Origin of the sequence: Pseudomonas sp. NPDC089530, assembly GCF_050280705.1 — a bacterium.
GTDB lineage: Bacteria > Pseudomonadota > Gammaproteobacteria > Pseudomonadales > Pseudomonadaceae > Aquipseudomonas.
Genome location: NZ_JBNNVU010000024.1, coordinates 24,533 through 48,721 on the forward strand (window position 1 = coordinate 24,533; position 24,189 = coordinate 48,721).

At 65.3% G+C, this 24,189-nt stretch carries 24 protein-coding genes; 19 read left to right on the top strand and 5 right to left on the bottom strand.

What is annotated here, in order from left to right; translation table 11 throughout:
• Positions 1 to 86 precede the first annotated feature (86 nt).
• A complete protein-coding gene (locus ACQKQA_RS12130) occupies positions 87 to 692 on the bottom strand; it encodes a glutathione S-transferase (protein WP_427557262.1) in 606 nt (201 codons plus the stop codon).
• Positions 693 to 876: 184 nt separating this feature from the next.
• Positions 877 to 1,344, bottom strand: coding sequence for an NUDIX hydrolase (locus ACQKQA_RS12135; protein WP_427557264.1), 468 nt, complete (start codon positions 1,342 to 1,344; stop codon positions 877 to 879).
• Between the two features lie 250 nt (positions 1,345 to 1,594).
• On the opposite strand from ACQKQA_RS12135, the gene ACQKQA_RS12140 reads away from it, so the two are divergent.
• Complete coding sequence (locus ACQKQA_RS12140; RefSeq protein WP_427557267.1) at positions 1,595 to 2,461, top strand: patatin-like phospholipase family protein; 867 nt, start codon at positions 1,595 to 1,597, stop codon at positions 2,459 to 2,461.
• 3 nt (positions 2,462 to 2,464) lie between these two features.
• Here the strand turns inward: ACQKQA_RS12140 and ACQKQA_RS12145 are convergent, their stop codons facing one another.
• Complete coding sequence (locus ACQKQA_RS12145; RefSeq protein WP_427557269.1) at positions 2,465 to 3,385, bottom strand: MurR/RpiR family transcriptional regulator; 921 nt, start codon at positions 3,383 to 3,385, stop codon at positions 2,465 to 2,467.
• A 326-nt stretch (positions 3,386 to 3,711) separates the two neighbouring features.
• Between ACQKQA_RS12145 and ACQKQA_RS12150 the strand changes: the two genes are divergently transcribed.
• The 15 genes from ACQKQA_RS12150 to ACQKQA_RS12220 all read left to right on the top strand — a co-directional run bounded on the left by ACQKQA_RS12150 (position 3,712) and on the right by ACQKQA_RS12220 (position 21,112).
• Positions 3,712 to 5,649, top strand: coding sequence for a bifunctional 5-dehydro-2-deoxygluconokinase/5-dehydro-2-deoxyphosphogluconate aldolase (locus tag ACQKQA_RS12150; RefSeq protein WP_427557272.1), 1,938 nt, complete (start codon positions 3,712 to 3,714; stop codon positions 5,647 to 5,649).
• 229 nt (positions 5,650 to 5,878) lie between these two features.
• Complete coding sequence (iolE, locus tag ACQKQA_RS12155; protein WP_427557275.1) at positions 5,879 to 6,787, top strand: myo-inosose-2 dehydratase; 909 nt, start codon at positions 5,879 to 5,881, stop codon at positions 6,785 to 6,787.
• A complete protein-coding gene (gene iolB / locus ACQKQA_RS12160; RefSeq protein WP_427557277.1) occupies positions 6,784 to 7,608 on the top strand; it encodes a 5-deoxy-glucuronate isomerase in 825 nt (274 codons plus the stop codon). Before iolE ends, iolB begins: the two co-directional genes overlap by 4 nt.
• Positions 7,609 to 7,638: 30 nt before the next feature.
• On the top strand, positions 7,639 to 9,138 hold the full coding sequence (locus ACQKQA_RS12165) for a CoA-acylating methylmalonate-semialdehyde dehydrogenase (protein WP_427557280.1): 1,500 nt from the start codon (positions 7,639 to 7,641) through the stop codon (positions 9,136 to 9,138).
• A gap of 35 nt (positions 9,139 to 9,173) precedes the next feature.
• Positions 9,174 to 9,995, top strand: coding sequence for a TIM barrel protein (locus tag ACQKQA_RS12170; RefSeq protein ID WP_427557282.1), 822 nt, complete (start codon positions 9,174 to 9,176; stop codon positions 9,993 to 9,995).
• 43 nt (positions 9,996 to 10,038) lie between these two features.
• Positions 10,039 to 11,973 (top strand): 3D-(3,5/4)-trihydroxycyclohexane-1,2-dione acylhydrolase (decyclizing), encoded by a 1,935-nt coding sequence (gene iolD / locus ACQKQA_RS12175; protein WP_427557285.1) that lies wholly within the window; start codon positions 10,039 to 10,041, stop codon positions 11,971 to 11,973.
• Positions 11,974 to 12,002: 29 nt separating this feature from the next.
• Complete coding sequence (locus ACQKQA_RS12180; RefSeq protein ID WP_427557288.1) at positions 12,003 to 13,013, top strand: Gfo/Idh/MocA family oxidoreductase; 1,011 nt, start codon at positions 12,003 to 12,005, stop codon at positions 13,011 to 13,013.
• Between the two features lie 46 nt (positions 13,014 to 13,059).
• Positions 13,060 to 14,100, top strand: a complete 1,041-nt coding sequence (locus ACQKQA_RS12185) for a Gfo/Idh/MocA family protein (RefSeq protein WP_427557290.1) — start codon at positions 13,060 to 13,062, stop codon at positions 14,098 to 14,100.
• 147 nt (positions 14,101 to 14,247) lie between these two features.
• On the top strand, positions 14,248 to 14,433 hold the full coding sequence (locus ACQKQA_RS12190; RefSeq protein ID WP_427557293.1) for a hypothetical protein: 186 nt from the start codon (positions 14,248 to 14,250) through the stop codon (positions 14,431 to 14,433).
• A 54-nt stretch (positions 14,434 to 14,487) separates the two neighbouring features.
• Complete coding sequence (locus tag ACQKQA_RS12195) at positions 14,488 to 15,414, top strand: sugar ABC transporter substrate-binding protein (RefSeq protein ID WP_427557296.1); 927 nt, start codon at positions 14,488 to 14,490, stop codon at positions 15,412 to 15,414.
• A 64-nt stretch (positions 15,415 to 15,478) separates the two neighbouring features.
• Positions 15,479 to 17,059, top strand: a complete 1,581-nt coding sequence (locus tag ACQKQA_RS12200) for a sugar ABC transporter ATP-binding protein (RefSeq protein ID WP_427557299.1) — start codon at positions 15,479 to 15,481, stop codon at positions 17,057 to 17,059.
• 63 nt (positions 17,060 to 17,122) lie between these two features.
• Entirely contained in the window at positions 17,123 to 18,145 is a 1,023-nt protein-coding gene (locus ACQKQA_RS12205; protein ID WP_427557301.1) for an ABC transporter permease, read from the top strand.
• Between the two features lie 350 nt (positions 18,146 to 18,495).
• The gene (locus tag ACQKQA_RS12210) at positions 18,496 to 18,900 is read left to right on the top strand and encodes a TraR/DksA family transcriptional regulator (RefSeq protein ID WP_007923643.1); all 405 of its coding nucleotides are present in this window, start codon (positions 18,496 to 18,498) and stop codon (positions 18,898 to 18,900) included.
• Between the two features lie 610 nt (positions 18,901 to 19,510).
• On the top strand, positions 19,511 to 20,734 hold the full coding sequence (locus ACQKQA_RS12215; RefSeq protein WP_427557364.1) for a methyl-accepting chemotaxis protein: 1,224 nt from the start codon (positions 19,511 to 19,513) through the stop codon (positions 20,732 to 20,734).
• A gap of 159 nt (positions 20,735 to 20,893) precedes the next feature.
• Positions 20,894 to 21,112, top strand: a complete 219-nt coding sequence (locus ACQKQA_RS12220) for a hypothetical protein (RefSeq protein ID WP_427557304.1) — start codon at positions 20,894 to 20,896, stop codon at positions 21,110 to 21,112.
• A gap of 29 nt (positions 21,113 to 21,141) precedes the next feature.
• On the opposite strand, the gene ACQKQA_RS12225 is transcribed toward ACQKQA_RS12220, so the two are convergent.
• Positions 21,142 to 21,534, bottom strand: coding sequence for a hypothetical protein (locus ACQKQA_RS12225; protein WP_427557307.1), 393 nt, complete (start codon positions 21,532 to 21,534; stop codon positions 21,142 to 21,144).
• A gap of 66 nt (positions 21,535 to 21,600) precedes the next feature.
• Positions 21,601 to 21,834 (bottom strand): hypothetical protein, encoded by a 234-nt coding sequence (locus ACQKQA_RS12230; protein ID WP_427557309.1) that lies wholly within the window; start codon positions 21,832 to 21,834, stop codon positions 21,601 to 21,603.
• Positions 21,835 to 22,376: 542 nt separating this feature from the next.
• Here ACQKQA_RS12230 and ACQKQA_RS12235 point away from each other — a divergent pair.
• The 3 genes from ACQKQA_RS12235 (at position 22,377) to ACQKQA_RS12245 (ending at position 24,159) form a co-directional block, all read left to right on the top strand.
• On the top strand, positions 22,377 to 22,826 hold the full coding sequence (locus tag ACQKQA_RS12235; RefSeq protein WP_427557312.1) for a hypothetical protein: 450 nt from the start codon (positions 22,377 to 22,379) through the stop codon (positions 22,824 to 22,826).
• Positions 22,823 to 23,020 carry a hypothetical protein gene (locus ACQKQA_RS12240; RefSeq protein ID WP_427557314.1) on the top strand — a complete coding sequence of 66 codons (198 nt, stop codon included), beginning with the start codon at positions 22,823 to 22,825 and terminating at the stop codon, positions 23,018 to 23,020. Before ACQKQA_RS12235 ends, ACQKQA_RS12240 begins: the two co-directional genes overlap by 4 nt.
• A 122-nt stretch (positions 23,021 to 23,142) precedes the next feature.
• Positions 23,143 to 24,159, top strand: a complete 1,017-nt coding sequence (locus ACQKQA_RS12245; protein WP_427557316.1) for an ABC transporter substrate-binding protein — start codon at positions 23,143 to 23,145, stop codon at positions 24,157 to 24,159.
• Positions 24,160 to 24,189: the final 30 nt, after the last annotated feature.

Consider the following 24,189-nt stretch of genomic DNA (forward strand, 5'->3'; position numbering starts at 1 on the left):
TCGCTACTACAGAAGAGGTTTTGTGTCGGAGCGAGCGGGCGGCGCTCCGACTGGCCCGCGATAAACGATAACCTGGACCGCCGGCTTCACATCAACGGTGTGCTGACAAACAAGTCGAGTCGCTCGGCATACTCGGCAAACGCCTTGACCCGCGGGAACTGTGTGGCATCCAGGTGCTCGGACACCACCAGTTGGGTAAAGCTCCAGGCCACGGCCAGGCTGATGCCGGCCTGGTCGATGCTGCCGTCGGTGGCCAGCGGGCGTTTCTCCAGCTCGCTTTCCAAAGCCTCGTAGGCCGCCACCAACTGCCCGCTGATCCGCTCCAGCCACGGCTCGTGGCGTTTTTCCGCGGGGCGCAGCTGGTATTCGTAGTAGATCTGCACCGACTTCTCGCAGGCCGCCAGGGCCAGGCCGATCAGCCGCAGGTCGTGGGCCCGGGCCTGGGGTGCCGTCGGCAACAGGCTACGGCCGGCCACGGCCTCCAGGTAGTCGATGATCAGGCTCGAATCCATCAGCACCGTGCCGTCGTCGCAGACCAGGGTCGGCGCCTTGACCACCGGGTTGATCCGCTGGAACTGCTCGAAGGTGCGAAACACCGACAACGACTCATGCTCGAACGGGAGATCCAGGCGCTTGAGGGTGATGGCGACACGGCGTACGTAGGGCGAATCGAGCATACCGATGAGTTTCATTGAGCATTTCCTTGTGCGAAACAACGAGACAGGAGGGGGGGAGCAGCGGCTAATTTAGCGGCTTTGGCGGCAAATGTCCGGGGGTAACGGCTGGAAACCCGCAGCCCGATATTGCGCTGCGGGTCCAGGCGGCAAAAGCGGTTTGAAAGGCGCGATATGAGGCTGTGCCTCTCAAGCCGCGGGGTTATTTCTCACTCCATGCGATGGCCCGATTGAAGGCCTCATAGGTTTCGGACTCGGCGAACTCCGCCGTCGGCACAATCTTGAGCGAGCGCAGCAGGTCTTCGATATCGTCCTGCTGTCCGACCTGGACAAAGAACTGCTGGATACTGCTCATCTCGCTGTTGGTCAGGCTGCCGAGGAAGTTCGTTCCCTGGTAGTTTTCCGCGACATAGAAGCTGTAGTTGTTGTTGCCAACCTTGGACTTGTACACCGACGTCAGCCCGCCGGGCCCCAAGGTGATTTTGCCGTCGCTTTCCTCCTTCATTTCCCTGGCGATGGTGTCGTGATCGGTCTCTCCTGCATTCTTGGTGCCGCCGAAGAACTGCGGCATGCCGCCATAAACGAGGTTGCTCCGTTTGATGGGGAAATACAGGTAGCCGTTATCCTCGTCTTCGGAATGAAGAAGAATGGCATAAGCTTTATCGACCATGATGCGCTCCTTGCATGAGTGTGAACCTGAGCCGCGAAGTTCCCTGGCACTACGAGGGGGGGCATTCCGATGTTCGTCGCCGGCAACCCGTTCTGCCGTGGAACATCCGTTACCCAGCGTAGGTGCCGGACTTGCCCGGTGTCGGCTTTTCAGATGAAACGCATGCCCTGGCGAGAGGGCCTTCGTGGCAGGAGGGAGGACAGGGCTATCGTGTAGAAAGCAACGCCTAAGCCTTCGCAGGAGAATCGCTATGCATCCCACTAAAACCGCCCTTGTCCTCGCCGGGGGCGGCAGCCTCGGGGCTGTCCAGGTGGGGATGCTGCGGGCGCTGCTGGAAAAGCAGGTGGCGTTCGACCTGGTGGTCGGCGCGTCGGTCGGCGCCCTCAACGGTGCCTACTTCGCCGCCCGGCCCACTGCCCGGGGCGTTGCCGAGCTGGCCGATTTTTGGCGTGGCTTGCACAAGGCCGACGTGTTTCCGTTTTCTTTCATCGATGCGCTGTCGTCCTTGCTCAAGCGCCGCGGCTGCCTGCTGCCCTCGTCGGCGCTGGCGAACCTGGTGCGCCGGGCGCTGCCGGTGACCCGCATCGAAGACACCGAACTGCCCCTGCATATCGTCACCACCAACCTGCTCACCGGGGCCGAGGAGCTGCTGTCCAGCGGCAGCGTCGAGCAGGCGCTGCTGGCCAGCGCGGCGATTCCGCTGGTATTTCCCTGGGTGCAGATCGGCGACAAGCTGCTGGTGGACGGTGGCGTCGCCAGTAACACCCCGATCGCCGCGGCGGTATCCCTGGGGGCGACCCGGGTCATAGTGGTACCGACGGGATTCGGCTGCGCCTGCCCACGCCCGCCCACCGGGTTGATCGCCCTGGCCTTGCACACCCTGAACCTGATGAGCATGCGCCAGCTGGTGCGGGACATCGAACTCTATTCGCCCCAGGCGGCGATCCATGTGGTCACGCCCTTGTGCCCGCTGGGCATCTCGGTGTTCGACTTCAGCCAGACCGATCAGCTGTTGCACCGGGCCCACCAACAGACCCTGGCCTGGGTCGAGGAGGGCGGCCTGCGGCGTACCGGCGTGCCGGGGGCGTTGCAGGCCCATACCCACGCAGCGAGCTGAGGATCAGTCCTCGAACCCCGCCTGTTCGTGCATCTCGTCGACCTTCAGTTCCAGGCGGTAAGCCACGGCGATGAACAGCGCCTGGCACAGGCACAGGGTGGCGCTCAGGGAGCGGAAGGCAAAGGAGCTGCCCTCGTTGACCAGCAGCACGCTGTTGGCGCGCTTGGCCAGGGGCGACAGGTTGCTGTCGGTGATGATCAGGGTCTTGGCCTGGTTGTGCTGGGCGATGCGCAGGCAGTGCTGGGTTTCCTTGGCGTAGGGGGTGAAGCTGATGGCGATCACCAGGTCGTTGGGCCGGATGCTGCGCATCTGTTCGCGGTAGCTGCCGCCCAGGCCCGACACCAGGTGGATGCGCTTGTTGGTGTGCTGCAGGTTGTACACCAGGTAATCGGCCACGGCGAAGGAGCGGCGCACCCCGACCACGTAGATGTTGTCGGCGTTGACCACCAGGTCCACGGCCTTGTCGAAGGCTGCGTCGTCCAGCTCCAGGCCCAGGCGCTCGATGCCCGACAGGGTGGCGTTGACGCACTCGCGCGCCAGGTCGCCGCCGCTGGCCTTCTGCGACTTGTTGGCGATCATGCTGCGGATGCGCTGCTGGTAGTTCTGCACCGGGGTGGTCTTGTGGGTGTAGGCCTCGCGGAACAGCGCCTGCATTTCGCTGAAGCCGCTGAAGCCGAAGCGCTGGGAGAAACGCACGATGGCCGAGGGATGCACCTCGCATTCGCGGGCGATGTCGCTGATGCGGTCGACCATGATCCGGTCGCTCTGCTGGCTCATGTAGCTGGCGATACGCTTGAGCTGGCGCGGCAGGCTTTCGTATTCCTGGGTGATCAGCTGCAGCAGGCGCTCGGCGTTGATCGGTGGGCTGGCGAGGTCGCTGTCTGGCAGGTTCTCGTTCATGGCCGGCTGATCGGTGCGGGACATAGGCAATCCTTCTGGCATGTGCTGTCTGGCTGTTACTTGACGGGAACGGGCCTGTTCTTCCGTTCCCTGACAATAGGTGGGCTGTGCGCAGTCTACAGGGTCGGCGCGGGGAAAATCTTGAGGCGCCGGGCCAGCGGCGCCTGCTGAAACGATGCACGCTGCCTGGACTGGCCTTGAAAAAGTTTATTGGAAAAAATATTCCACGTAAAAATTTTATAGAAAAAATATTGATTGGCACCGGCGAACGTTTTAGTCTGCACCCACCAAGAGCGTTCGGCGCCTCCCTCGGTGCCACGCGCAGGCTGATAAAAATAACAGGAGCCAGCATGGGCCAGACTCGTTTTGCCAGTGGGCGTCAATTGGATCTGATTTGCCTCGGACGCCTGGGCGTCGACCTTTATGCGCAGCAGGTCGGGGCCCGGCTGGAAGATGTTTCGAGCTTCGCCAAGTACCTGGGCGGCTCGTCCGCCAACATCGCCTTCGGCACCGCGCGCCTGGGCCTGCGCTCGGCGATGCTGAGCCGGGTTGGCGACGATCACATGGGGCGCTTTTTGGTGGAGTCCCTGGCCCGTGAAGGCTGCGATGTCAGCGCGATCAAGGTCGACCCCGAGCGTTTGACCGCCATGGTCCTGCTCGGTCTCAAGGACCGCGAAACCTTCCCCCTGGTGTTCTACCGCGAAAACTGCGCCGACATGGCCCTGCGCGCCGAAGACATCAGTGAGACCTTTATCGCCTCGAGCAAGGCGCTGCTGATCACCGGCACCCATTTTTCCACCGACGGCGTGTACCAGGCCAGCCTCCAGGCCCTGGACTATGCCGAGCGGCATAACGTCCGGCGCGTGCTCGACATCGACTACCGCCCGGTGCTCTGGGGCCTGGCGGGCAAGGCCGACGGCGAGACCCGGTTCGTCGCCGACCGCAACGTCAGCCAGCACGTGCAGAAGATCCTGCCGCGCTTCGACCTGATCGTCGGCACCGAAGAAGAATTCCTTATCGCCGGCGGCGGCACCGATCTGCTCGAGGCCTTGCGCACCGTGCGCTCGCGGACCGCCGCGACCCTGGTGGTCAAACTCGGCCCCCAGGGCTGCACGGTGATTCACGGGGCGATCCCCGCGCGCCTGGAAGACGGCGCCATTTATCCGGGGGTGCGGGTCGAAGTGCTCAACGTGCTGGGGGCGGGGGATGCGTTCATGTCCGGTTTCCTCAGCGGTTGGCTGGAGGACGCCAGCGACCAGCGCTGCTGCCAGCTGGCCAATGCCTGCGGCGGTCTGGTGGTGTCGCGCCATGCCTGCGCCCCGGCGATGCCGACCCGCGCCGAGCTGGATTACCTGTTCAGCAGCCCGGTGCCCATCACCCGGCCGGACCAGGATGCGACCCTGCAGCGCCTGCATCAGGTCAGCGTGCCGCGCAAGGCCTGGAAGCAGCTGTTCGTCTTCGCCTTCGACCATCGCGGGCAGTTGGTGGAGCTGGCGCAGAAGGGCGGGCGCGAACTCAAGGCCATTGGTGAACTCAAGCAGCTGTTTATCCAGGCGGTGGAACGGGTCGAGGCCGACCTGGGCGAGCAGGGCATCGCTGCCGATGTCGGGCTGCTGGCCGACCAGCGTTTCGGTCAGGACGCGCTGAACGCTGCCACCGGCCGCGGCTGGTGGGTGGCGCGGCCGGTGGAGGTCCAGGGTTCGCGGCCGCTGGCCTTCGAGCACGGGCGTTCGATCGGCAGCAACCTGATCGCCTGGCCTCAGGAGCAGATCATCAAGTGCCTGGTGCAATACCACCCGGACGACGAGCCGCTGCTGCGCCTGGAGCAGGAGGCGCAGCTCAAGGGCCTGTACCAGGCGTCCCAGGTCAGCGGCCATGAGCTGCTGCTGGAAGTCATTCCGCCCAAGGACCACCCCGCGGCGCACCCGGACGTGCTCTATCGCGCCCTCAAGCGCCTGTACAACCTGGGCATCTATCCGGCCTGGTGGAAGATCGAGGCGCAAAGCGCTGAAGACTGGACCCGCCTCGACGCGTTGATCGAAGAGCGCGACCCCTATTGCCGCGGCGTGGTGCTGCTGGGCCTCAACGCCCCGGCGGCGGCCCTGGCCGAAGGCTTTCGCCAGGCCGCTGCCAGCCGCACCTGCCGAGGCTTCGCCGTGGGCCGCACGATCTTCCACGAACCGAGCCGCGCCTGGCTGGCGGGGGAGATCGACGACGAGACCCTGATCCGCCGGGTACAGGCGACCTTCGTCGAACTGATCGACGCCTGGCGCGCGGCACGCGGCTGAACACAAAACCCTGACACACAACGCGAACCTAAACCTGGCACAAATCCCTGTAGCCGCTGCCGAGCGTTAGCGAGGCTGCGATAAGGTCCGCAGGACCTTCCGGCGATTTCAAGAGCGCGTCTGCTACGCAGCCGATCGCAGCCTCGCTAACGCTCGGCAGCGGCTACAGAGGCGGCGGTTACGGCGGGATTTTTCAGAACTGGTTTGGAAAACAATAAAAGGTGCAGCCATGCCCGCAATCCGAATTGGCATCAACCCGATTTCCTGGAGCAACGACGACCTGCCATCCCTGGGCGGCGAAACGCCTTTGAGCACGGCGCTGAGCGAAGGCAAGGAGATCGGCTACGAAGGCTTCGAGCTCAACGGCAAGTTCCCCAAGGATGCCCAGGGCGTCGGCGATGTGCTGCGGCCCTACGGCCTGGCGCTGGTCTCGGGCTGGTACTCCAGCCAACTGGCCCGGCGCTCGGTGGCCGAGGAGATCGACGCCATCGCCAGCCATGTGCAGTTGCTGGCGCAGAACGGCGCCAAGGTCCTGGTCTACGGCGAAGTGGCCGACTCGATCCAGGGCCAGCGCATCCCCCTAGTGGAGCGCCCGCGCTTTCACAGCCAGCAGGCTTGGCAGGACTACGCCGACAAGCTCACGGAGCTGGCGCGTTTCACCCTGTCCCAGGGCGTGCGCCTGGCCTATCACCACCATATGGGCGCCTACGTCGAATCGCCGGCGGACATCGACCAACTGATGAGCCGCACCGGCAGCGAAGTCGGCCTGCTGTTCGATTCCGGCCACTGCTACATGGGCGGCGGCGAACCCCTGGAAGTGCTGCGCAAACACGTCGATCGTATCTGCCACGTGCACTTCAAGGACGTGCGCAAGCCGGTGGTGCAGCTGGCGCGCAACCACCTCTGGAGTTTCCCCGACTGCATCGTCAACGGCACCTTCACCGTGCCGGGGGACGGCGATATCGATTTCGCCGCGCTGCTGGACGAACTGCTGGCCGCCGATTACCAGGGCTGGCTGGTGGTGGAGGCCGAACAGGACCCGGCGGTGGCCCCCAGCTATGTCTACGCCAAGAAGGGTTACGAGACCTTGCGCGGTCTGCTCGATGATGCACTGCTCAAAAGGAGCACCGGACAATGAGCTTGCTGGTAAAAAGCGCGGCCAAGGGCCGGACCATGGTCCAGTTGCCTGAAGGGGCTTTGCAATACGTCGGCTTTGCCGCCTACCGCCTGAGCCTCGGCGAAAGCCTGCCAATCAATGCCGGCGACCGGGAACTGTGCCTGGTCCTGCTCAGCGGCCGCATCGGCATCCAGGGCGAAGCGCCGGGGCAGGGCGCCTTTGCCTGGGACAACCTCGGCGACCGGCAATCGGTGTTCGAGGACAAGTCGCCCTTCGCCGTCTACCTGCCGCCCGGCAGCCAGGCCCGGGTCACGGCTTTGAGCGATGTGCAGCTCGCCGTCTGCGCCGCGCCCGGCCCTATTACAAACAGCTCCGCCGCCAAAGGCCTCGGCCCACGGCTGATCCGCCCCGAAAGCATGAAGCGCAGCGTACGTGGCAAGGGCGCCAACACCCGTTATGTCTGCGACATCCTGCCGGACAGCGAGCCGGCCCACTCGCTGCTGGTGGTGGAGGTGCGCACGCCGTCCGGGCACTCCTCCAGCTACCCGCCGCACAAGCACGACACCGACGACCTGCCGCACCAGAGCTTTCTCGAAGAGGCCTACTACCACCAGGTCAACCCGCCCCAGGGCTTCGTGTTCCAGCGGGTCTATACCGACGACCGCAGCATCGACCAGGCCATGGCCGTGGAGCAGCACGACCTGGTGGTGGTGCCCAAGGGGTATCACCCGGTCAGCGTGCCCTACGGCTACGAGTCCTATTACCTGAACGTCATGGCCGGGCCCAAGCGGGTCTGGCAGTTCCATAACGATCCGCAGCACAGCTGGCTGCTGGATCTCTGATGTCCGACATTTGAATGGAGAACAAGAGTGATGAGTGACGCCCCGGTAATCGGCCATTACATCGACGGTCAGGTGCAGGACAGCGGCGAGCGCTTCAGTAATGTGTTCAACCCGGCCACCGGCCGCGTGCAGGCCCGGGTCGCCCTGGCCAGCCCGCAGACCGTGGACGCCGCCGTGGCCTCGGCGCTCAAGGCCTTTCCGGCCTGGTCCGAGCAGTCGGCGTTGCGTCGGGCGCGGGTGATGTTCAGGTTCAAGGAACTGCTGGAGCGGCACCACAACGAGCTGGCGGAGATCATCACCCGCGAGCACGGCAAGGTGCTGTCCGACGCCCATGGCGAAGTGACCCGCGGCCTCGAGATCGTCGAGTTCGCCTGCGGCGCGCCGAGCCTGATGAAGACCGACTTCAGCGACAACATCGGTGGCGGTATCGACAACTGGAATCTGCGCCAGCCCCTGGGCGTGTGCGCCGGGGTCACACCGTTCAACTTCCCGGTGATGGTGCCACTGTGGATGATCCCGCTGGCCCTGGTGGCCGGTAACTGCTTCATCCTCAAGCCGTCCGAGCGCGACCCGTCCGCCAGCCTGCTGCTGGCCCGTCTGCTCAGCGAAGCCGGGCTGCCGGATGGGGTGTTCAACGTGGTCCAGGGCGACAAGGCGGCGGTGGACGGCCTGTTGCAGCACCCGGACATCGAAGCGATTTCCTTTGTCGGCTCGACTCCGATCGCCGAGTACATCCACCAGCAGGCCACGGCCCGCGGCAAGCGCGTGCAGGCCCTGGGCGGGGCCAAGAACCACATGATCGTGATGCCCGACGCCGACCTCGACCAGGCCGCCGATGCCCTGATCGGTGCGGCCTACGGCTCGGCCGGCGAGCGCTGCATGGCGATCTCCGTCGCCGTGGCGGTGGGCGCGGTGGGCGACCGATTGATCGAGAAGCTGCGTCCGCGCATCGACCGCTTGAAGATCGGCAACGGCATGCAGGGCGACAGCGACATGGGGCCGCTGATTACCGCCGAGCACAAGGCCAAGGTGGAAGGTTTCATCGACCAGGGCGTGGCCCAGGGCGCGCAGCTGCTGGTAGACGGTCGTGGCTTCAAGGTGCCGGGGGCGGAGCAGGGCTTCTTTGTCGGCGCCACCTTGTTCGATGGGGTGACGCCCGAGATGAGCATCTACCAGGAAGAAATCTTCGGCCCGGTGCTGGGCATCGTGCGGGTGCCGGACTTCGCCAGCGCGGTGGCGCTGATCAACGCCCATGAGTTCGGCAACGGCGTGTCCTGCTTCACCCGCGACGGCGGCGTGGCCCGGGCTTTCGCCCGCACCATCAAGGTCGGCATGGTCGGCATCAATGTGCCGATTCCGGTGCCCATGGCCTGGCATTCCTTCGGCGGCTGGAAGCGTTCGCTGTTCGGCGACCACCATGCCTATGGCGAGGAAGGCCTGCGGTTCTACAGCCGCTACAAGAGCGTGATGCAGCGCTGGCCGGACAGCATCGCCAAGGGCCCCGAGTTCAGCATGCCCACCGCCCAGTAACGCCCTTCGACTCGTTGCCCAGGAGAACAAGAATAATGAGCCAGCCCCTGCGTTTCGCCCTCAATCGGATGGTTGCCCCGGGTTTGCCCCTGCCCGAGTTCCTCGAGCTGGCGGTGGCCCTGAAGGCCGATGCCATCGAGCTTCGCAACGACCTCAAAGGCGTGGAGATCGAAGACGGCACGCCGCCGCAACAGGTGCGCCAGATGTGCGCGGCCCGCGGCATCCAGGTGTTGTCGATCAATGCGCTGTATCCCTTCGATATCTGGAACGACGAGCGACGTGCCCAGGCCCTGAAGCTGGCCGCCTATGCCCGCGACTGCGGCGCCCGGGGCCTGGTGATGTGCCCGCTCAACGACCGCGCCGATAACCGCGATGCCGCCGAGCGCAACGCCGGCCTGCGCACGGCCTTGAGCGAACTGGCGCCGATCCTGCGCGAGCATGGGATTCTCGGTTTCATCGAGCCCCTGGGGTTCGAGGAATGCTCCCTGCGGCGCAAGCGCAAGGCGCTGGAGGCGATCCGCTCCTGCGGTGGGCTGGATGTGTTCCGCCTGGTGCATGACACCTTTCACCATCACCTGGCCGGGGAGCAGGAATTCTTCCCCGAGCTGACCGCGCTGGTGCATATCTCCGGGGTCGAGGAGCGCGAGGTGCCGCTGGCGAGCATCCGCGACGGCCACCGGGTGCTGGTGGGCAAGGGCGACATCCTCGGCAACCGGACGCAGATCGAGACCCTGCTCGCGCGGGGCTACAGCGGCTACCTGTCGTTCGAGCCGTTCGCCGCCAGTGTCCACGGCCTCGCGGACATCCGCCAGGCCCTCGGCGCCAGCATCGACCACCTCAAACACGCCCTGGCATAAACGGCACGGCAATAACCTTCAGCGTCTTCAGCAAGGTGCAAGCATGACTACGACACGACTGACCATGGCCCAGGCCCTGGTGAAATTCCTCGACAACCAGTACGTCGAGGTCGATGGGGTAGAGAGCAAGTTCGTCGCCGGGGTCTTCACCATTTTCGGCCACGGCAACGTGCTCGGCCTGGGCCAGGCCCTGGAGCAGGACAGCGGCGGGCTGCTGGTGCACCAGGGGCGCAACGAGCAGGGCATGGCCCACGCCGCCATCGGCTTCGCCAAGCAGCACCTGCGGCGCAAGATCTACGCCTGCACCGCGTCGGTGGGGCCGGGCGCGGCGAACATGCTGACCGCCGCGGCGACCGCCAGCGCCAACCGCATCCCTCTGTTGCTGCTGCCGGGCGACGTCTACGCCAGCCGCCAGCCGGACCCGGTGCTGCAGCAGATCGAGCAGTTCCACGACCTGAGCATCAGCACCAACGATGCCTTCAAGGCGGTGAGCCAATACTGGGACCGGATCAACCGCCCCGAACAACTGATGAGCGCGGCAATCCACGCCATGCGCGTGCTCACCGACCCGGCGCAAACCGGCGCGGTGACCCTGGCACTGCCCCAGGACGTGCAGGCCGAAGCCTACGATTACCCGGACTATTTCCTGCAAAAACGCGTGCACCGCATCGAACGCCGGCCGGCCAGTGCGGCCATGCTGGCCGATGCCGTGGCGGCCTTTGCCGGCAAACGCAAGCCGCTGCTGATTTGCGGTGGTGGGGTCCGATACTCCGGGGCTAATACGGTATTGCAGGCCTTCGCCGAACGCTTTGGCATTCCCTTCGCCGAAACCCAGGCCGGCAAGAGCGCGGTGGTCTCCGGCCATCCGCTGAACGTCGGCGGCATCGGCGAGACCGGCTGCCTGGCGGCCAACCTGCTGGCCAAGGACGCGGACCTGATCATCGGCGTCGGCACCCGCTACAGCGATTTCACCACCGCCTCCAAGTCGCTGTTCCGCGCCGACGCGCAGTTTCTCAACCTCAATATCAACCCCTGCGATGCCCTGAAACTCGATGGCGTGCAGCTGCTGGCGGATGCCCGGGACGGCCTGGATGCCCTGGCCGAGGCCCTGGCGCCCACGGATTACCAGGCGGCCTGGGGCGAGCAGGTCGCCGAGGCTCGGACACAACTGGACGCAGAAGTGGACCGGCTCCATCAGGTCGAATACCACGCCGACGGCTTCGTCCCGGAGGTCGCCGACCACCTGGACCCGGCAGTGCTGCGCGAGTTCATCGAGCTGACCGGCTCCTGCCTGACCCAGAGTCGGGTGCTGGGCGTGCTCAACCAGACCCTGGCCGACGATGCGGTGATAGTCGCCGCCGCCGGCAGCCTGCCCGGCGACCTGCAACGCAGCTGGCGCAGCAAGGGGGTAGGCACCTACCACGTGGAGTACGGCTATTCCTGCATGGGCTACGAGGTCAACGCGGCCCTGGGGGTCAAGCTCGCCGAGCCGGCGCGGGAGGTCTATGCCCTGGTGGGCGACGGCTCCTACCTGATGCTGCACTCGGAGCTCGCCACCTCGATCCAGGAGCGGCGCAAGATCAACGTGGTGCTGCTGGACAACATGGCTTTCGGCTGCATCAACAACCTGCAGATGGGCAACGGCATGGACAGCTTCGGCACCGAGTTCCGCTTTCGCAACCCGCAGACCAACAAGCTCGACGGCGGCCTGGTGCCGGTGGATTTCGCCATGAGCGCGGCGGCCTACGGCTGCAAGACCTACAAGGTGAGGACCGTGGAGGAGCTGCGGGCGGCCCTGGCCGATGCGCGGACCCAGACGGTCTCGACCCTGATCGATATCAAGGTTTTGCCCAAGACCATGATCCACAACTACCTGTCCTGGTGGCGGGTCGGGGTGGCGCAGGTGTCCACCAGCGCCCGCACCGACGCGGCGGCCAGGCAACTCAACGAACGCCTGGCCAAGGTCCGGCAGTACTGATTGTTCGAACAACAATAAGGAGTGCATCCATGTCTTTGAAGCTAGGCGTCATCGGTACCGGGGCCATCGGCCAGGACCATATCCGTCGTTGCAGCCAGACCCTGCTGGGCAGCCGGGTGGTGGCGGTCACCGATATCAACCTGCAGCAGGCGGCCAAGGTGGTGGCCGAGTTGCAGATCGCCGCCGAGGTGTATGCCGACGGCCACGCGCTGATCCAGGCGCCGGAAGTGCAGGCGGTGCTGGTCACTTCCTGGGGGCCGAGCCATGAAGAGTTCGTGCTGGCCGCCATCGCCGCGGGCAAGCCGGTGTTCTGCGAGAAGCCCCTGGCGGTGACCGCCGCCGGCTGCCGCAAGATCGTCGAGGCCGAGATGGCCCATGGCAAGCGCCTGGTGCAGGTGGGCTTCATGCGGCCCTACGACGCCGGCTACCGCGCCCTGAAGGCGGTGATCGACAGTGGCCGGATCGGCGAGCCGTTGATGCTGCACTGCGCCCACCGCAACCCGCGGGTCGGCGAGCACTACAAGACCGACATGGCGATCACCGACACCCTGATCCACGAACTGGACGTGCTGCGCTGGCTGCTGGCCGACGACTACGTGTCGGTGCAGGTAGTGTTCCCGCGCCAGTCGAGCAAGGCCCTGGCCCACCTGCGCGACCCGCAGGTGGTGCTGCTGGAAACCGCCAAGGGCACGCGGATCGACGTCGAGGTGTTCGTCAACTGCCAGTACGGCTACGACATCCAGTGCGAAGTGGTGGGGGAGACCGGCATCGCCAAATTACCGGAACCGTCCCAGGTGCAACTGCGCAGCGAGGCCAAGCTGTCCAACGCGATCCTGATGGACTGGAAGGACCGTTTTATCGCCGCCTACGATGTCGAGTTGCAGGCCTTTATCGACGGCGTGCGCGCCGGGCAGGTGGGCGGCCCGTCGGCCTGGGACGGCTACGCCGCGGCAGTGGCGGCCGATGCCTGCATCGAAGCGCAGCACAGCGGGCAGATCGTCAAGGTCGTACAGCCACCGCGCCCGGCCTTCTACAACTGAACGACCGCTGTACCTGTAGGCGGGTTCTATATAAGGAGGCTTTCTGATGAGAATCGGACTGGTGGGTTACGGCCATGGCGGCCGGCATTTTCACGCGCCGCTGATCGCCAGCCTGCCCGGCGCGACCCTGGCCGGGGTGGTGACCCTGTCGGCCGAGCGCCGGCGCTTGCTGGCGGTGGAGCACCCCGGGGTGCCGGCCTTCGACAGCCTCGCGCAGCTGCTGGCGGCCGGGGTCGACGCGCTGGTGATTTCCACTCCGCTGGAGGGGCGCGCGGCGCTGGTGCATGAGGCCATCGAAGGGGGCGTTGCGGTGGTCAGCGACAAGCCGTTCGCCAGCGACGCCGGGCAGGCGCAGGCGCTGATCGAGGCCGCCGCCCGCCGCCAGGTGCCGCTGAGCGTCTACATGAACCGACGCTGGGACTCGGACTTCCTCACCCTGCGCAAGCTGCTCGACGCCGGCGTCCTGGGGCGCATCAGCCGCTTCGAATCGCGGGTCGAACGCTACGTACCCGAGGCCGTGGGCAATGCCAGTGGTGGCGGTTTCCTGCGCGACCTCGGCAGCCACCTGGTGGACCAGGCCTTGCTGCTGTTCGGCCCGGTGCGCCGGGTCTACGCCGAATTGCAGTACGCCGCCCAGGCGCCCGGTTGCGACTACGGGTTCTTTCTCGCCCTGAGCCACGCAGGCGGCGTGGTTTCACATTTGTCTGGTAGTTGTCTGCAGAACTGCCCGGGGCCGCGGTTTCGGGTCAGCGGTTCGGCGGGCTGTTATACGGTCGAGGGCCTGGACGGCCAGGAGGCGGCGCTGGTCGCCGGCCTGTCGCCCCGGAACGAGGGTGAGCGCTGGGGTGTCGAGGAACATCGGCGCTGGGGTTGGTTCGAGCAGGGCGAAGTCCGCGAGCGAGTGGCCTCCGAGCGCGGCGACTGGCTGCAGTTCTATAAACAGTGGCAGGCGGCGTTGCAAGGGCAGGGGCGGCTACCCGTGGACCCGGCCGAGGCGCTGGCCACCACCCGGGTTCTGGACGCCGCGCGCTTGAGCGCGGAGCACTCTCGGGTGGTGGAAATGGCCACGCTGCCGGGCGCGGAATGAGTTTGGAACAAAATTCTAAAATGAGTTGATATAGAAATTATTTTCCAATAAAGTCGTTTCCAGGTTGCCGACTAGCAGGTTTCCTCCGCGCTCAAGCCCGCCTTGAACCGAGGGAACCGGCCCACAAAAACAAAACAGGTACCGTCGATGAAAACCTCCAGCTCCATCCTGCACCTGCCGCGCCGCGCGCTGATGCGTAGCCCCGCGCTGTCCCGCCAAACACCTTGGCTTGCCCCTGTTCTGCAGTCCCTGGTCCGCCTGCTGTGCGTCGAACGCCGGGGCGCGCTGGTGTGCTGCGTGCCCGGCGCGCCGATCGTGCGTCTGCCTCACTGAGTGGTTTCTGCGCCTTATCCATAAAACCTACAAGAATGTGGAGAAAGACCTTTCATGAAGACCAAGACCCGTTTCGCCACGCTCGCCCTGTCCCTGCTGCTGGCCAGCGGCACGGCGCTCGCCGACCTGAAGATCGGCGTGAGCATGTCGCAGTTCGACGACACCTGGCTGACCTACCTGCGCGAATCCATGGACCGCAAGGCCAAGTCCCTGCCGGACGGCGTCACCCTGCAGTTCGAGGACGCCCGGGCCGACGTGGTCAAGCAGTTGAGCCAGGTGGAAAGTTTCATCAGCCAGAAGGTCGACGCCATTGTGGTCAACCCGGTGGACACCGCGGCCACCCGCAAGATCACCGAGGCCGCGGTCAAGGCCGGGATTCCGCTGGTCTACGTCAACCGCCGCCCGGACGACCTGAACCTGCCCAAGGGCGTGGTCACCGTGGCCTCCAACGACCTGGAGGCCGGGCAGATGCAGATGCAGTACCTGGCCGACAAGCTGGGCGGCAAGGGTGAAATCGTCATCCTCCTGGGCGACCTGGCGAACAACTCCACCACCAACCGCACCAAGGGCGTCAAGGAGGTGCTGGCCAAGTACCCGGGGATCAAGGTCGAACAGGAGCAGACCGGGATCTGGCTGCGGGACAAGGCCATGACCCTGGTCAACGACTGGCTGACCCAGGGCCGGCAGTTCAACGCGGTGGTGGCCAACAACGACGAGATGGCCATCGGTGCCGCCATGGCGCTGAAGCAGGCCGGGGTGGGCCAGGGCAGCGTGCTGATCGCCGGGGTCGACGGCACCCCCGACGGCCTGCGCGCGGTGCAGAAGGGCGACCTGGCGGTCTCGGTGTTCCAGGACGCCAAGGGCCAGGCCGACGGCTCGATCGAGACTGCGGTGAAGATGGCCCGCAACGAGCCGGTGGAGCAGGCGGTGTGGGTGCCGTACCGCTTGATCACCCCGGAAAACGTCGGCCAATTCAAATAGCTCGCCATTCCCCCCAATAAGCCGCCAGGGTGGCCCGGCCGCCCGGCGGATGGAGTACCTGACCATGTTCGCTTCAGCGACTGCTTCGAGCATCCCGATGGCGGCTGTGCAGCCCGCCGTCCCGTCCGCCCAGCCTGTGTCTGAGCAGCAGCCTTATCTGCTGGAAGTCATCAATGTCAGCAAGGGCTTCCCCGGTGTCGTCGCCCTGTCCGATGTGCAGTTGCGGGTGCGCCCCGGCACGGTGCTGGCGTTGATGGGGGAGAACGGCGCGGGCAAGTCGACCCTGATGAAAATCATCGCCGGGATCTACCAGCCGGACGCTGGCGAGCTGCGCCTCAAGGGCCGGCGGGTGAGTTTCGAGACGCCGCTGGCGGCGCTGCAGGCGGGGATCGCCATGATCCACCAGGAACTCAACCTGATGCCGCACATGAGCATCGCCGAGAACATCTGGATCGGCCGCGAGCAGCTCAACGGCCTGCGCATGATCGATCACCGCGAGATGCACCGCTGCACCGCGCAGTTGCTGGCGCGCCTGCGCATCGACCTGGACCCCGAGGAACAGGTGGGCAACCTGAGCATCGCCGAGCGGCAGATGGTCGAGATCGCCAAGGCGGTGTCCTACGACTCCGACATCCTGATCATGGACGAACCGACCTCGGCCATTACCGACAAGGAGGTGGCGCACCTGTTCTCGATCATCGCCGACCTCAAGGCCCAGGGTAAGGGCATCATCTATATCACCCACAAGATGAACGAAGTGTTCGCCATCGCCGACGAGGTCGCGGTGTTCCGCGACGGCGCCTACATCGGCCTGCAACGGGCCGAGAGCATGGACGGCGACAGCCTGATCTCGATGATGGTCGGCCGCGAGCTGAGCCAGCTGTTCCCGGTGCGCGAGAAGCCCATCGGCAATCTGCTGCTGTCGGTGCGCGACCTGCGCCTGGACGGGGTGTTTTCCGGGGTGTCCTTCGACCTGCACGCCGGGGAGATCCTCGGCATCGCCGGGCTGATGGGCTCGGGGCGGACCAACGTGGCCGAGACGATTTTCGGCATCACCCCCAGCGACGGCGGCGAGATCCGCCTCGACGGCCAGCCGCTGCGCATCGGCGATCCGCACATGGCCATCGACAAGGGCTTCGCCCTGTTGACCGAGGACCGCAAGCTCAGTGGCCTGTTCCCTTGCCTGTCGGTCCTGGAAAACATGGAGATGGCGGTGCTGCCGCACTACGCCGGCAACGGTTTCATCCAGCAGAAGGCCCTGCGCGCCCTGTGCGAGGACATGTGCAAGAAGCTGCGGGTCAAGACCCCGTCCCTGGAGCAGTGCATCGACACCCTGTCCGGCGGCAACCAGCAAAAGGCGCTGCTCGCCCGCTGGCTGATGACCAACCCGCGGGTGCTGATCCTCGACGAGCCGACCCGGGGCATCGACGTCGGCGCCAAGGCCGAGATCTACCGGCTGATCGCCTACCTGGCCGGCGAGGGCATGGCGGTGATCATGATTTCCTCGGAGCTGCCGGAGGTGCTGGGCATGAGCGACCGGGTGATGGTGATGCACGAAGGCGAGCTGATGGGCACCCTCGACCGTAGCGAGGCGACCCAGGAGCGGGTGATGCAACTGGCTTCCGGGATGGCGCTGGTTCACTAAACGAATCAAGGCCGGCGCCGGGAGTTGTCCGCCGCCGGCCATACAAGAAGAAGGTGAAGGGCTATGAACGCGATACTGGAAAACAAACCCGCGACGGCGCCGGCCAGAACGCGCCGGCGCCTGCCCACCGAACTGAGCATCTTCCTGGTGCTGATCGGCATCGGCCTGGTGTTCGAACTGTTCGGCTGGATCGTGCGCGACCAGAGTTTCCTGCTGAACTCCCAGCGCCTGGTGCTGATGATCCTGCAGGTGTCGATCATCGGCCTGCTGGCCATCGGCGTGACCCAGGTGATCATCACCACCGGCATCGACCTGTCGTCCGGCTCGGTGCTGGCGCTGTCGGCGATGATCGCTGCCAGCCTGGCGCAGACCTCGGACTTCACCCGCGCGGTGTTCCCGTCGCTGACCGACCTGCCGGTGTGGATACCGGTGGTGGCCGGCCTGGGGGTCGGGCTGCTGGCGGGGGCGATCAACGGCAGCATCATCGCCATCACCGGCATCCCGCCCTTTATCGCCACCCTCGGCATGATGGTCTCAGCCCGCGGCCTGGCGCGTTACTACACCGAAGGCCAGCCGATCAGCATGCTGTCGGATTCCTACACCGCCATCGGCCACGGTGCGATGCCGGTGATCATCTTCCTGGTGGTGGCGATGATCTTCCATGTGGCCCTGCGCTACACCAAGTACGGCAAGTACACCTACGCCATCGGCGGCAACATGCAGGCGGCGCGCACTTCGGGGATCAACGTCAAGCGCCACCTGGTGATCGTCTACAGCATCGCCGGGCTGCTGGCGGGCCTGGCCGGGGTGGTGGCCTCGGCGCGGGCGGCTACCGGGCAGGCGGGCATGGGCATGTCCTACGAGCTGGACGCCATCGCCGCGGCGGTGATCGGCGGCACCAGCCTGGCCGGCGGGGTGGGACGCATCACCGGCACCGTGATCGGCGCGCTGATCCTCGGGGTGATGGCCAGCGGCTTTACCTTCGTCGGCGTCGATGCCTATATCCAGGACATCATCAAGGGCCTGATCATCGTGGTGGCGGTGGTCATCGACCAGTACCGCAACAAGCGCAAGGCCAAGCGCTGATCCCACTGTTTTTCTGTAGGAGCGAAGATGCACGACGGCAGCGGCAGGCCTTTTTCGGGCCTGCCGCTGCCGTTTGTCTTCTAAAAGACCCCGGTCGATTGAATTTCTTGTTATAAACGCACTCCGATAACCGCCGCCAAAGTCCCGCCCTGTCGGGCTTTCAGGGCTTGTCGGACAAATTCGATGTCATTTCAGTTGCTGAGGCCTCAAACGGGCCTTAGACTGCCGCCCCTTCGTAAATTGAGTGCCGGGTGGCGCTTGGAATGTACGGCGCCTTTCCATGCCCCGAAAGGGGGCACGGGAATCAGTTTCAATTCGCCTTAATGCACGTATTTTTTATAGAGAAATCAATGACAAAGGAAAAGTTGCTGGCCATGCCGGCGGATGACTACATGAACGCCGAGCAGCTGGCTTTTTTCACTGAGCTGTTGCAGGCCATGAAGGTCGAAACCCACGAGCGCATCGAACAGAACCGAATCGCCATTGAGAGCCTGGACACCCCGGCCGACCCTGCCGACGCCGCTTCCGTGGAAGAAGAGCGCACCTGGCTGGTCAACGCCATCGACCGCGACCAGCGCATGCTGCCGCAGCTGGAGCAGGCCCTGGGCCGGATCGGCGACGACAGCTTCGGCTGGTGCGACGACAGCGGCGAGCCGATCGGCCTCAAGCGCCTGCTGATCAGCCCGACCACCAAGTACTGCATCGAAGCTCAGGAACGTCACGAGCAGATCGACAAGCACCAGCGTCAGGCCTGATCGCCAAGACTTCTCTGCCTCGCGGGCAAGCCCCGCCCCAGGTCGCCAATGCGTCCGGGGCCGTGGGCTTGCCCGCGAGTCGTTTGTGGCTGCCCTGTCGGCGCCAGACCCGTCCCGCGTATTTCCATTGATCTGCTGCAAAACTCCGACTAATGGACCATGGATAATGGCCTTTTGCCGGCGTTTAATGCAGGCCAAATAATTAGAAATGCGTGGGGTAATGATGATGCAAGACGGATCCTTGCCGGCTGTCCTGGCGCAACCGCTGCCCACAGCCCGAACCACCTGGCGCTGGCTGCTTCCAGCCCTGCAGAGCGGAGCCTTGCTCCTGCTGTTGTCGGCCTTGGCCCTGGGGCCGCTGTCCCTCTATATCGCCGTGCCGCTGACGCTGCTGATCGTCTGGCTGCCACGGCTGCTCGTGCGCGAAGCGCCGCCGTCGGCGAGCCCGGTGGATAACGGCGAGATGGCCACCCTGACCCGCGACCTGTCCCACAGCACCAGCCACAATGCCCTGGCGGCCGCCGGCGTGGCCTATTCGGTGCGGCAACTGGCGGGGCGGGTGCAGTCGCAACTGGATTCGGCGGCGCGCATCGTCAGCAGCGCCGAAGCGATGATCCACACCGAACAACTGGCCGCCCAGCTCAGCCAGCAGGCCCTGGGCGCCGCCAGCGAGGCCCACCGCAGCAGCGCCGAGGGCAGCGCGGTGCTGGGCGAGTCCATCAGTCGCATGCACCGCCTCAGCCAGAGCGCGAACGACAGCCGCGAACTGATCGAGGCCCTGAGCCAGCGCAGCGAAGACATCCAGCGGGTGGCGCTGGTGATCCAGTCGATCGCCAGCCAGACCAACCTGCTGGCGCTGAATGCCGCCATCGAGGCGGCGCGGGCCGGCGAGCACGGTCGCGGCTTTGCCGTGGTGGCCGACGAGGTGCGCGGGCTGGCCGGGCGTACGGCCACCGCCACCGATGAAGTGGGGGTGATGGTCAGCGATATCCAGCAGCGCACGGCGCAGGTGGTGGAGCAGATCCGTCAGCTGTCCGACGACTTGGGCACCGGGGTGGAGCAGGTCGAACACGCCGGCCAGCACCTGCAGAACATCGCCCGGCTGGCGGCCGGCGTGGAAAGCCAGGTCGGCGAGATCGCCCGCGGCGCCGAGACCAACCGCCAGCAGCTGGACAGCCTGTTCCATGCCGTGGAGCAGGTGCGCGGCGACCTGGCGGTCAGCGACCAGCAGACCCGGCGTCTGGCCGAGGCGGCGGTGCAGATGGAAGGGCAGGCGGAAGTCATCAGCGAGCGCCTGGCGGTGGTCGGCCTGGACGACTACCACCAGCGCATCTATGACCTGGCCCAGGAAGGCGCGCGGCGCATCGCCGAGCAGTTCGAGGCGGACCTGGACGCCAGGCGTATCGCCCTCGACGACCTGTTCGACCGCAGCTACCAGCCGATCGCCAATACCCAGCCGGTGAAATACCAGACCCGCTTCGACCGCTACGCCGATCAGGTCCTGCCGGCGATCCAGGAGCCCTTGCTGCCGCGTCACGAAGGCCTGGTGTTCGCCATCGCCTGCACGCCCCAGGGCTATGTGCCGACCCACAACCAGGTGTTTTCCCGGCCGCTGACCGGCGACCCGCAGGTGGACACCGTGCACAACCGCACCAAGCGCAAGTTCGAGGACCGCACCGGCATCCGCTGCGGCAGCCACCAGCAGGCGTTGTTGCTGCAGACCTACACCCGGGATACCGGGGAGCTGATGCACGACCTGTCGGTGCCGATCATGGTCAAGGGGCGGCATTGGGGCGGGTTGCGCTTGGGCTACAAGCCGCAGCAGGCTTCTTGATAATCCGCGGTTAACCTGAGGGGCGGTAAGGTGTGGCCGGTGGCCATTGTTACCGCCCCTGCAATTGAGCTGTGCAAGGGAAGGCTTTCTCCCAACGGGGAAACTCATTAATATGGCCAACATTGTTAGCTAGCTAACTAGTTGTCTGGAGAAGTCCTCATGCAAAGCAAAGTCGATGTCGCAGTGATGATTGGCAGCGGTGTTCCGGCCACCTTTCGCGCGGTCGGGCTGAATGTGTGCTGGGTGGTGCTGATCAACGGCGAGCGCCGTGGCGCGCCGTTCGCCAGCCGGGACGAAGCCCTGGAGTGCCAGGCGTCCTGGCTGGCCCAACTGGCGCGGGACCGGGTCGGGCACCCGCTGTTCAGTCGCTCGGCCTGAGGTTTCCCCGCGCAGCACCGCCGGGGGGATCAGACTTCGCTGCCGATCAGCGCGCTTTCCGCCTGGAACAGGGCCACCTGGGCCATCGACAAGGCGCTGCTGGCCGCCTGGGCCTGGGCCCTGGCGGCAGACAACAGCTGCGTATGGGCATCGGTTGAGCGATGCCTGGCCGCGCCCTGGACCATCGCCAGGCGGTCGTTGGCCTTGCGCGCGCGCTGCTGCAATTGCTCGATCTGTTTGCGCAGCATCTTGACGCGCTTCTTTTGCGCTTCGAGCACGCCGTCGGGAACGGCGCGGGTCGCCCGGGCGATCGCCGTGCGCAGACCGAAAGGGTCGTTGGTCGGGCTGTCGCTCTGCGCCGCTTCCGGCAGGGCGAATTCGGCCAGGGAAGAGAGGCGGGGAGCAGGGTTGAGGTCGATCATCGTCGCGCTCTTTAAAGGAAGGCTCGCCCCTGTATCGACCGGACGGGGCGATCCTTGATCCGCGGTTCAGGGCTCCAGCAGGGCGCCCTGGTCGACGGCCTGCTTGAGGGCACGGGCGGCTTCCCGGGCGGCGATTTCGGCCTGTTCGGCGGTCTTGAACCAGCGGTCCTTCGCCACCTGGTGGCAGCGCACGGTGCGCAGCGGCGGCTTGGCGCGCAGCACGATCACGGCCTGGAACTCACCGGCGACGTCCCGGGCCTCGCCATGGATGAAAAACTCGCCGATATCGAATTCGCTCATGTCCCGGTTTCCCCTGGCAGGTGCGGGTGGGTGAAGCCAGCTGGTGGCGGGGGCTTCGAGGGTCCGGGCAGCATGCCGGTTATTGCCGCTTCAGGGACTGAGCCAGGTCATGCCAGCGCCGGACTCACGGGGCGGAACAGTTTTTTTCGGAAATTTGCGGGTGCATGGGTTGGTCTGGATACACAAAGTTGCTCTAGAATTGCCGTCGGCAGTCAGAGATCGATCTTTACCTGCAGCACTCCCGTCCCCGGTAAGGGTGACGAAAGGATCGCCAAACCTTGCCGATCGACAGTGAGTGCGCAGCTTTCTCGGTGCTCCGGAACCACTTTCTTCTGCGCTTGATGCGGGCCAAACGGTTCGGTAGTCCTTGGCGGACGCACCGGTGTTTGCGCCTACGTGTTGGCGGGTGGGGTCTTGCGGATTGTTTTCATGTGAAGTCACGGCGCCGGTTCGGCTGCCTTTTTTTGCTGTCCGCCGTTCAGGCGGGCAGAGTCATTTTTTCAGCTTCGGGGAGCTTTTCCTTGGCAGTAAGTAATCTTGATATGCATGCCTTGTTCGTACTGGGCGATCTGCGGGCAAAGCTGGTCAAACAGTTCCAGTCACGTTTCGTCTACATCACCGAGCAGACGCCCGAAGGCATTTACATCGCCGAAATCGATACCGAGACGGCGATGGTGGTGGACGACAAGCCGCGCCTGGAACTCAAGGTCGGCGATCACTTTCGCGCGGCGGTCCTGCCCAGCCGTGAAGGCGGCAAGTTCGAAATCCGCTTTCGCGAGATCAAGCTGACCGTCTACGGCCTGGGCGAATACGCCTTTGTCAGCACCGCCGACGGCCACGCCATCCTGTTCAAGGAAGGCCACAGCGTGGTGACGGTGTTCGCCGCCCACCAGCAGTTGCAGGAAGGCCTGACCAAGACCCTCAAGGCCGTGACCGCCAAGGCCGCCAAATGGCGCAAGGGTGAGTTGGTGAGCTTCAAGGCCAGCGAGTGAGTCGCGCCGAATTCCACCAGCAGCACCTCGAGCGCGCCCGCGCCGAGGCCCAGCGCCTGTTCGCGCAAAAGGCCGTGCTGCAGGGGGCCTGGCTGGCCTGGGTGGCCTCGCAGCTGTATGTCCTGAAGCCGGCGGAGTACGCCAGCATGGTGCGCCGCGAGTTGCAGCACCTGCAGGAGGGCGACGCAACCTGAGACGCCTGTCTCGAAAGCGCGAACCTCTACTACAGTCAGATGACCTGAATCGTCAGGGGGGCTTGCGGCCCAGGCTCGCAAGATCATCCGGCAACGCCGTGAACGGCATAAGGAGCATGGGCATGAAAGGACTGCGGACACTGCTGGGTGCAACCCTGCTCAGCTTCGGTTTACTGCTGGCGCCAACCGGCACCTCGGCGGCACAGGCGCCGATTCATTTCGCCGACCTGAACTGGGAAAGCGGCAGCCTGATCACCGAGATCCTGCGCACCATCGTCGAGAAGGGGTACGACCTGCCGACCGACACGCTGCCCGGCACCACCATCACCCTGGAAGCCGCGCTGGCCAGCAACGATATCCAGGTCATCGGTGAAGAGTGGGCGGGGCGCAGCCCGGTGTGGGTCAAGGCCGAAGCCGAGGGCAAGGTGCTGGCCCTGGGCAATACGGTGAAGGGCGCCACCGAAGGCTGGTGGGTGCCGGAATACGTGGTCAAGGGCGACCCGGCCAAAGGCATCGAGCCGATGGCGCCGGGCCTGCGCAGCGTGACGGACCTGGCGCGCTACCAGCACGTGTTCAAGGACCCGGAAAGCCCGGGCAAGGGGCGCTTTCTCAACAGCCCCATCGGCTGGACCTCGGAAGTGGTGAACAAGCAGAAGCTCAAGGCCTATGGCCTGAGCGACAGCTACGTGAACTTTCGCAGCGGTTCCGGCGCGGCGCTGGACGCCGAGATTACTTCATCGATCCGCCGGGGCCAGCCGATCCTGTTCTACTACTGGTCGCCGACACCCTTGCTCGGCCGCTTCAAGCTGATCCAGCTGGAAGAGCCGCCGTTCGATGCCGAGGCCTGGAAGACCCTGACCGACGCCGACAACCCCAACCCCCGTCCCACCCGCTCGTTGGCCTCGAAGCTGTCCATCGGCGTGTCCGCGCCGTTCCACAAGCAGTACCCGCAGATCATCGCGTTCTTCAGCAAGGTCGATCTGCCGATCGGTCCGCTGAACGAGGCGCTGGCCGAGATGAGCGAGAAACACACGCCGCCTCGGGAGGCGGCGCGGGCGTTTCTGCGGGAATATCCGCAGGTGTGGCAGGCGTGGTTGCCCAAGGATGTGGCGGACAGGGTCAGGGGGCGTCTGGAGTGAAGACGTTGCGGTGACGTTGAGATCGCTATC